The sequence below is a fragment of the Corallococcus llansteffanensis genome (assembly GCF_003612055.1).
Taxonomy (GTDB): Bacteria; Myxococcota; Myxococcia; order Myxococcales; family Myxococcaceae; genus Corallococcus; species Corallococcus llansteffanensis.
In genome coordinates this window covers 1-7774 of record NZ_RAWB01000472.1, presented here as the reverse complement: position 1 = coordinate 7774, position 7774 = coordinate 1, and the positions used below count along the sequence as shown (strand labels likewise).

The window sequence follows — 7774 nt, the reverse complement described above, 5'->3', positions numbered from 1 at the left end:
ACCCTCCAGGGATGCCGCATCACCCAGGTGGCCAGCGCATGCCAGAGGCCGCCCCGCCCGGCGCCGCGCGCGAACGGCAGCCGCCCCTTGTCCACCCGCGGCCCCAGCCAGGAGAGCAGCGCGGGCAGCACGGTGAGCGCGAAGAGCACCGCGAAGGCCACCACCAGCGCGCCCCCCAACCCCATGGCGCTCAGGTACGAGCCGCGAAAGAAGAGCAGGCCCCCAAGCCCCACCGTGACGGCCAGCCCGGAGAACGCCACCGCCCGTCCCGCGGTGTCCAGGGTGCGCCTCAGCGCCTGCTCCGTCGTCAGGCCCTCCGCGAGCTCGGCGCGGAAGCGGCTCACGATGAAGAGCGAATAGTCGATGGCCACGCCCAGCCCGATGAGCGACACGACATTGAGCGTGTATTGCGCCATGTTCGTCACGCGCGACAGCAGCAGCACGCCCGCCATGCCGCAGAGCACCGCGAGCCCGCCCACCACCAGCGGCAGCATCGCGGCCACCACGGTGCGGAACACCCACAGCAACACCAGCAGCGCCAGCGGGAACGAGAGCAGCTCCGCGCGCAGCAGGTCGTGCTCCAGCAGCTCATTCAGCGCGGCCACGAAGGCCACCTTGCCGGTGAGCGTCGTCTGGAAGCCCGGGGCCTCCAGCGCCTCGCGCACGGCGGGGAACGCGGCGGTCGCCTCGCGCTCGCCGCCCTTGAGCCGCACCAGCGCCAGCAGGTCGTGGCCCGTCTTCGCCACGAAGCGGGCGCGAAAGGCCTCGGGCGCACCCACCGGCGACACCACCGACTCCACCTCGGGCAGTTGCTCCACGCGCGCCAGCACCGAGGCCACCGCCTGGGAGAAGCGCGGCTCGTCCGTCGTCCAGTCGTCGCGGTGGAAGATGACCGCCAGCGTCTGGTCGTTCGCCCCCGCGGCGGCGCCCCGTGCCAGCGCCTCGGCCCGCGCGGACTCGGTGCCCTCGATGGTCCCGGTGGTGAGATGCCCACCCTGGAGCAGCGCCCAGACCGCCAGGGCGAGCAGCACGCCAGCGCCCCCGAGCACCCGTCCCCGGTGCCGGTGCACGCCCCCGGCGAGTCGGGTGAACAGGGAGGCCGCGGCCCCCGCCGGGTCGCTCATGGCGAGGGCCCTTCCTGGAAGGACGCGAGCAGCTCCCGCGCGGTCTCCACCTTGACGCTGCCGCGCTCCACGAGCATCAGCGCCACCTTCTCCACGTCCAGTCCCCGCGCGCCGGCCGTCACCGCGACACACCGCGCGTGCAGCGCCATGTGTCCCTTCTGGATGCCCACCGAGCCCAGCGCGCGCACCGCCGCGAAGTTCTGCGCGAGCCCCACCGACGCGAACACCTGGGCCATTTCGCGCGTGGTGCTGACGCGCAGCAGCTTGAGCCCCAGCCGCGCGCCGGGATGCACCTTCGTGGCGCCGCCCACCATGCCCAGCGCCAGCGGCAGCTCGATGCGCCCCACCAGGTGGCCCTGCTCCAGCGTCCAGCGGGACAGCGGGCCATAGCGGCCCAGGCGGCACGCATACGCATGCGCCCCCGCCTCGATGGCCCGCCAGTCCTGGCCCGTGGCGATGGCCACCGCGTCAATCCCATTCATCACGCCCTTGTTGTGCGTGGCCGCGCGGTACGGGTCGGCTTCCGCGAAGCGGCTTGCCTGGAGGATGCCCTCGGCGATGGCCTCACCCGGCAGGTCGAAGTCCGCCAGCGCCTCCACGGGGATGCGGCACGAGGCGCGCGCCAGCCGCTGGTCGGCGAGGTTGGACAGGATGCGCACGAAGACGCGGCCCCCGGTGAGCTGCTCGACGAGCGGCGCCACCCCCTCCGCCATGGTGTTGATGAGGTTGGCGCCCATGGCCTCCCGCGTGTCCACCAGCAGGTGCACGATGAAGAGCGGCTCGCCCTGCGGTCCCTCCGGCGCGGGCAGGATGCGCACCTGCACGTCCCGCGCGCCGCCCCCCCGCCGCTGGAGCGCCGGGTGGAAGCTGTTCGCCAGGGCCAATAGCTGTTCCCTTCCCGCCAGCACGCGCTCGCGGGCGACCTCGGGCGTGCCGTAGCGGGTGAGCTGCACCTGGCCAATCATCATCGACGGGTCCGCGTCCGCGGTGAACCCGCCCGCCTCGCGCACCACCTTCGCCGCGAAGGACACCGCCGCCACCACCGACGGTTCCTCCACCGCCATGGGCACCAGGTGGTCGCGACCGTTGACGGTGAGGTTCAACCCCAGCCCCAGCGGCAGGGCGAACACGCCCACCGCGTTCTCGATCATCTGGTTGACGATGTCGAAGGACGGCGCGCCCAGCGCCCGCAGCACGCGCAGCTCCTCCGGTGAGACATCTCCCCGCTGCGCCAGCTCCCGCCACCGCGCGTCCACGCTGCGGCGGTGGAACCCCGGCAGGCGAGAGGTCGGCATGTCCAGCGCGACCGCCGGCAATCCATCGTCCACCACTCCCGACATACGTGTCCCCCCTCGCTCGACCCGTGACGCACCTGGGAACTGGTGACGGCCGGAGCCGTTGCACAGGGGGCAGCGGGGATTTCATCCCCTGGGGCGATCCAGGACCGGACGGCACGGCCTTCTTCCTGTGCAGCGCCAGGCCTTTGACTGGCAAGCCAAGGCCTCAGCCATGTCAGACGGGAGGAGTATTGTTTTCAATTCCTGACAGCCCGCATGACTGGAGAACACACGCGAATGCGAACTGCATTGTTGTGCCTGATGATGACCCTCATCGGAGCCGGTACGGTCGGATGTGGAGCTGACACGTCCTCCGCCGTCACCTCCCAGAAGCAATCCCTTGCAGCCCCCTCGGGTGTCACCGCGGTCGCGGGCATCCGGGAGATGACCGTCTCCTGGAGCTACACGCCGGACACCACGGGCAGCGCCCTTGCCTCCTTTGAAGTCGTGGCCACGCCCGGAGGAGCCAAGGTCGTCACGGGCCCCACGGCCCGGAGCGCCCTGGTGACGGGGCTGGCGAACGGGACGAACTACAAGTTCACCGTCACGCCCATCCTCGCGGATGGCACCCGCCAGACTTCGAGCGCATCCGCCTACGTGCGCACCTTCGACGTGCCCTCCAGTCCCAGTTGGGGCGCGTTGAAGTCCGGCGACCAGCAGGTGCAGTTGAGCTGGTACGCACCGCCGCATGGGGGACAGCCCATCCAGAGCTACACCGTCACCGCCTCTCCGGGAGGGCAGACGTATGTCACCCCGGGGACGTCCTTCGTCGTCACCGGACTCACCAATGGACAGACGTACACGTTCACGGTGCTGGCCACCAACGCGGTGGGCAATTCACAGCCTTCAGGTTCGTCGGGCACGCTGAAGCCCGCGGCGCTGCCGAGCGTGCCGCAGAACGTGACGGCGACGGCGGGCGTCCGTTACGCGACCGTGCGGTGGACGGCCCCCGCCAGCAATGGAGGCGGCGCGATCTCCGGGTATCTCATCACCACGCATCCGGACGGGCGGACCCAAGCGGCCTCGTCCTCTTCGACCTACGCGACCGTCGCGGGCCTCTCCAATGGCGGCACCTATACCTTCAGCGTGGCCGCGCAGAACGCGACGGGCACCGGGCCTGCCGCGACGTCCGGGGCCGTGACGGCGCCGTCGCTTCCTTCCGCGCCCATCAACCTCACGGGCGTCTTCCACCAGGGAAACGTCGAACTGGATTGGCGTCCGCCCGCCTCTGACGGAGGCGCTCCAGTCACCTACTACAAGCTGACGTCCACGCCCCCGGGCGCGGAGCGCACGGTCCCCGCGAGCCTCCTGGTCGCCTCCATCTCCGGGCTCGCGCTGGAGACGCCGTATACCTTCACCGTGAGCGCGCTGAGCGGGGTGGGTGAAGGCCCACCGGCCTCGATGGGCCCCCTCCTCACGCGCCCGCAGCCCCGGGCGCCCACGGATGTCCGCGTCACCTCCACCGACCAGGGAGCCGTCGTGCGCTGGAACCCGGCGAGCGCGCCCGCCGGAGACCCCGTCACGGAGTACCAGGTCACCGCCTCGCCCGGAGGCGGCTCCGTCACCGTCGCGGCGGACACGCTCGTCGCGACCGTGCCGGGCCTCGTGTCTGGCAATACCTATCGCTTCCAGGTGAAAGCTCTCAACTCCGCGGGAGCCGGCCGCGCCTCCGCCCCTGTCTCTCAGCGCCATGTCACCCCGCTGGCCTGCGAGGTCCCCTCCTTCGCGCCGGCCTCCGGGTACTTCTTCAACGACGCGCGCAGCTTCGTGGGTGCCGGTGACTTCACGGGCGATGGACGCTCGGACGTGGTCGTGGGCAACGGCTACCGCCTCGTCGTGCTCGCCAGCGGGGTCCGCCGCTCCCTGACCCGGCTTGCGCCCTCCGTCTCCGCGGGCTCGTCGTTCAGCGACCTACCGCCCGCCGTGGCGGACTTCAACGGGGATGGGAAGCTGGATGTCGCCGCCATCCTGAAAGAGGACAGCACGACCGCGGGCGGCTTCGTCGTCTTCCCGGGCACTGGCGCCGGGGCCTTCCAGGCGCCCATCCCCACGAGGCTGGCCGTGAATGTCGGCCTCAACTGCCTCCGGACCGGAGACTTCACCTCCGATGGGACGCTGGATGTCCTCGTGCACACCACCGAGAAGAAGGTCCTCCTCTACCGTGGCGTGGGCAATGGGAGCTTCTCCCTGCCCACGACCGTCGTCTCCTCCTCGGACAACTGCCCGGCCGTCGCGGACTTCAACGGCGACGGGTTCCTGGACCAGGCCCGGATCGACAACGCCAACAACCGGGTCGTGCAGGCCAACGGCACCGGGACCGGCTCCTTCAAGACTCCCCTGTATGCCCCCTGCCCCTATTGCTTCGGGGACACGGCGGTCGGGGACTTCGATCACGATGGCGCGCTGGACGACCTGGCCATCGTGGCGCCGGACAAGGTGCGCGTCTACAGCTCCTCCGCGGGCACGCTGGGCCTGCTGACCCAGTACGCGCTCCCCGCGCCCGCGGGCTCCCTGTATTCCTACCCCGTCGTCGCGGACCTGGATGCGGACGGCCTGAGCGACCTCTTCTGGACGAACGGTTGGGGTGGAAGGCTGAACCTGATGCGGGGCAGCACGTCCACCCCGCCCTTCGCGCCCATCATGACCTATGGCTTCAGTGGCGAGGGGGACGCTCCCGCCGTGGGCGATTTCGACGGGGATGGCCAGAAGGATGTCGCCCTCACGGGCAGCTCCCCGGACGTCCGCATCTTCTGGGGAGGCACCCTGACGCCTGAAAGCCTGCGGCTGGAAGGCAAGCCCGCGGGACTTGCCAGCGCGGACTTCAACCGGGACGGGGCCGCGGATCTGGCCGCGGGCATCCAGGAGAAGAATGCCATTGCCCTGTCGTTGTCTGGCAATGGGGCTCGCGGCACCGCGCTGCTGGCGCCGGTCTTCGTGCCCCCCACGGGGAGCACGCTCACCGGCGGCGTGCAGGACCTCATCGCTGGGGACCTGGATGAGGATGGCCAGGAGGACCTGGCGGCGATCACCACGGTGTCGAGCACGACGGCGGACACCCAGACCCAACTGGTCGTCTTCAAGCGCTCGGCGGACGGAGCCTTCAGTCCGGCCGAGCGCTACAGCGAGGCCCCCAGCCCGGGCGAGCTGATCAAGGTGGACCTCAACGAGGACGGCCGGTTCGACCTCGTGACGCTGCGCCCGCTCATCTACAACCAGATCCAACTGAGCCTGTGGCTCAACGTGGGCGGCGGGCGGTTCGCGCCCCGGGTGGACTACAAGGTCACCGCCGCGAGCCTGTCCTCGGAGCTCCTCGCCGCGGACCTGGACCGGGACGGACACATGGACCTGGCGGTGCTGCGCCGGGGAACGCCCGACATCACGACGGGCCTGGTCCACGTGCTCTGGGGCCGGGGCGACGGCACGCTCACCGGCGTGACGACGTTCACCGGCGATGTGAACCTCTGGGCCATGGGCCGCGCGGACCTGGACGGACAGGGGCTCGTCGGACTCGTGCTCAAGACCCGCGATCTGGGGTTCCTCACCTTCGATGCCAGCCGCCAACCCTCCCGGACGCCGCGAGCCGCCGTGGGGACCAGCGGGGGCAGCCGCATCCTCACCGACGACTTCAACAGCGACGGCCGGGTGGACCTCTTCTCGTTCAGCGACCGCGAGACCGCCATCGTGCTCCAGCAGGCCGCCGGAGCCACCTCGCCCGGGCCCAGGCCGGCCTGGGGAAGGACCGTCCGGGACGCGCTGATTGCCGACTGGAACGGGGACGGACTGCCGGACCTGGCGCTCGCGGATGACGACGCCCAGAGCGCCACCCTGGTGATGAACATCTGCCTGCCCTGACAGGGGGCACGCGCAGGCGGACACCTTCCGCGGCCCGGTTCCGGCTCAGCCCGGGACCGGGCCTCCCGGAGGGGCGTCCGCATCGCGGCGCAGCACGAAGAAGTACGGCGCTGGCATCCCTCGCGCGTCCATCACCCCGAGCACCGTGTTCGCATCGACCTTCCGGAACACGTCGTTCGTCGGCCAGTCGTCGTAGATCATCGTCGCGCTGAGCTGCCCGCGGTACTCCGTCATCCGCAGCCTCGCCTTGAACTTCCCGGTCTCCACGTCCGCCCGGTGCGGGCCCACGGGACCGCGAACCGTCGGCGACGGCCACTTGCGCGGATCCACCGGGAACACCGCCGCGCGGTCCTCCGTGAAGAACAGCAGCGGGTGCACGCTCTCCGCGTCGACGAACTGCTTGCCGTACCAGCCGGTCGCCCCCAGCATCCCGTCCATCGGGTGCCCCGTCTGGAGCTCGCTGCCCTTCCACGTGCCGCGCATGAACGCGAGGTCCACCGTGGGCAGGCTGTCGAACAACGCCAGCGCCTCTTCCGCGCGGATGCGCCCCGCCTTCTCTGCTTCATCCAGGGTCATGACGTCCCTCCTCCGTGCATGCGCAGCACCGGCTTGATCGCCGTGCGCGTCTCCATCTCGTGGACCGCGTCGTTGATTGCCTCGAAGTCATGGAGGCGGACCAGCTTCTCCAGCGGAAACCTTCCTGCCGTGTGCAGCGCGACCAGCTTCGGGAGGAAGGCCTTCGGGTCGGCGTCTCCCTCGAGGATGCCCACCAGCCGCTTCCCGGACAGGAGCGCCGTCATCGGGAGCGAGACCTCCGCCGCGTCGCGCTCCGGCAGGCCGAGCAACCCGCACGTGCCCAGGGGTCGCGTCACGTCGAACGCCTGGCGCAACACCTGGGGCGAGCCGACGCACTCCAGCGCGAAGTCCACCCCGCCCCGGGTGCGCTTGCGGATCGCCTTCGTGAGCTCGGGCTCACCCGCGAGGAAGGTGTCGGTGGCGCCCAGCTCCCGCGCGAGCTCCAGCCGCTCCGCGCTGAGGTCCACCGCGAGGATGCGCGCCGCGCCCGCGACCCGCGCCGCCATGATGGCCGCGAGGCCAACGGAGCCCGCGCCAAAGACGGCGAGCTGCTGCCCCGCCTGGAGCCGGAACGCCTCCAGCACCGCGCCCGCCCCGGTCTGGAACCCACAGCCCAGCGGCGCGAGCAGCTCCAACGGCGCTGCCGCGGGGACCTTCACCGCGTTGTGCTGGTGCGCCAGCACGTGCGTGGCGAACGACGACTGGTGGAAGAAGCTCGAGCGGACCGGCTCACCGCGCCACCGCATGGGAAAGGAGCCATCGAGCCGCGCGCCGGAGAAGTTCCCCTGCGCCCCCCGCTCGCAATACGCGGGATGTCCGCGCGCGCACGTGCCGCACGCGCGGCACGAGAAGTAGCTGAGGAGGACCGCGTCGCCGGGCACGAAG

Annotated in this window: 5 protein-coding genes; 1 reads left to right on the top strand and 4 read right to left on the bottom strand. The window is 71.0% G+C overall.

The window, feature by feature from the left end; translation table 11 throughout:
- Together D7V93_RS32305 and D7V93_RS32300 are read right to left on the bottom strand one after the other, a co-directional pair.
- A partial coding sequence (locus D7V93_RS32305; protein ID WP_147451454.1) for an MMPL family transporter occupies positions 1-1124 on the bottom strand: 1124 nt, incomplete at its 3' end.
- Positions 1121-2464 (bottom strand): hydroxymethylglutaryl-CoA reductase, degradative, encoded by a 1344-nt coding sequence (locus tag D7V93_RS32300; RefSeq protein ID WP_167509524.1) that lies wholly within the window; start codon positions 2462-2464, stop codon positions 1121-1123. The genes D7V93_RS32300 and D7V93_RS32305, both read right to left, overlap by 4 nt.
- A 234-nt stretch (positions 2465-2698) precedes the next feature.
- On the opposite strand from D7V93_RS32300, the gene D7V93_RS32295 reads away from it, so the two are divergent.
- Entirely contained in the window at positions 2699-6313 is a 3615-nt protein-coding gene (locus D7V93_RS32295) for an FG-GAP-like repeat-containing protein (protein ID WP_158623910.1), read from the top strand.
- 45 nt (positions 6314-6358) lie between these two features.
- On the opposite strand, the gene D7V93_RS32290 is transcribed toward D7V93_RS32295, so the two are convergent.
- Positions 6359-6889 carry a DUF4334 domain-containing protein gene (locus tag D7V93_RS32290; RefSeq protein ID WP_120647040.1) on the bottom strand — a complete coding sequence of 177 codons (531 nt, stop codon included), beginning with the start codon at positions 6887-6889 and terminating at the stop codon, positions 6359-6361.
- The coding region (locus D7V93_RS32285) for an NAD(P)-dependent alcohol dehydrogenase (RefSeq protein WP_147451453.1) at positions 6886-7774 on the bottom strand (889 nt) is incomplete at its 5' end. The genes D7V93_RS32285 and D7V93_RS32290, both read right to left, overlap by 4 nt.

Bases quoted from the DNA above. Each gene is read 5' to 3' on its own strand.
- D7V93_RS32300 (WP_167509524.1), bottom strand. From the start codon at position 2,464: ATGTCGGGAGTGGTGGACGATGGATTGCCGGCGGTCGCGCTGGACATG.
- D7V93_RS32295 (WP_158623910.1), top strand. From the start codon at position 2,699: ATGCGAACTGCATTGTTGTGCCTGATGATGACCCTCATCGGAGCCGGT.
- D7V93_RS32290 (WP_120647040.1), bottom strand. From the start codon at position 6,889: ATGACCCTGGATGAAGCAGAGAAGGCGGGGCGCATCCGCGCGGAAGAG.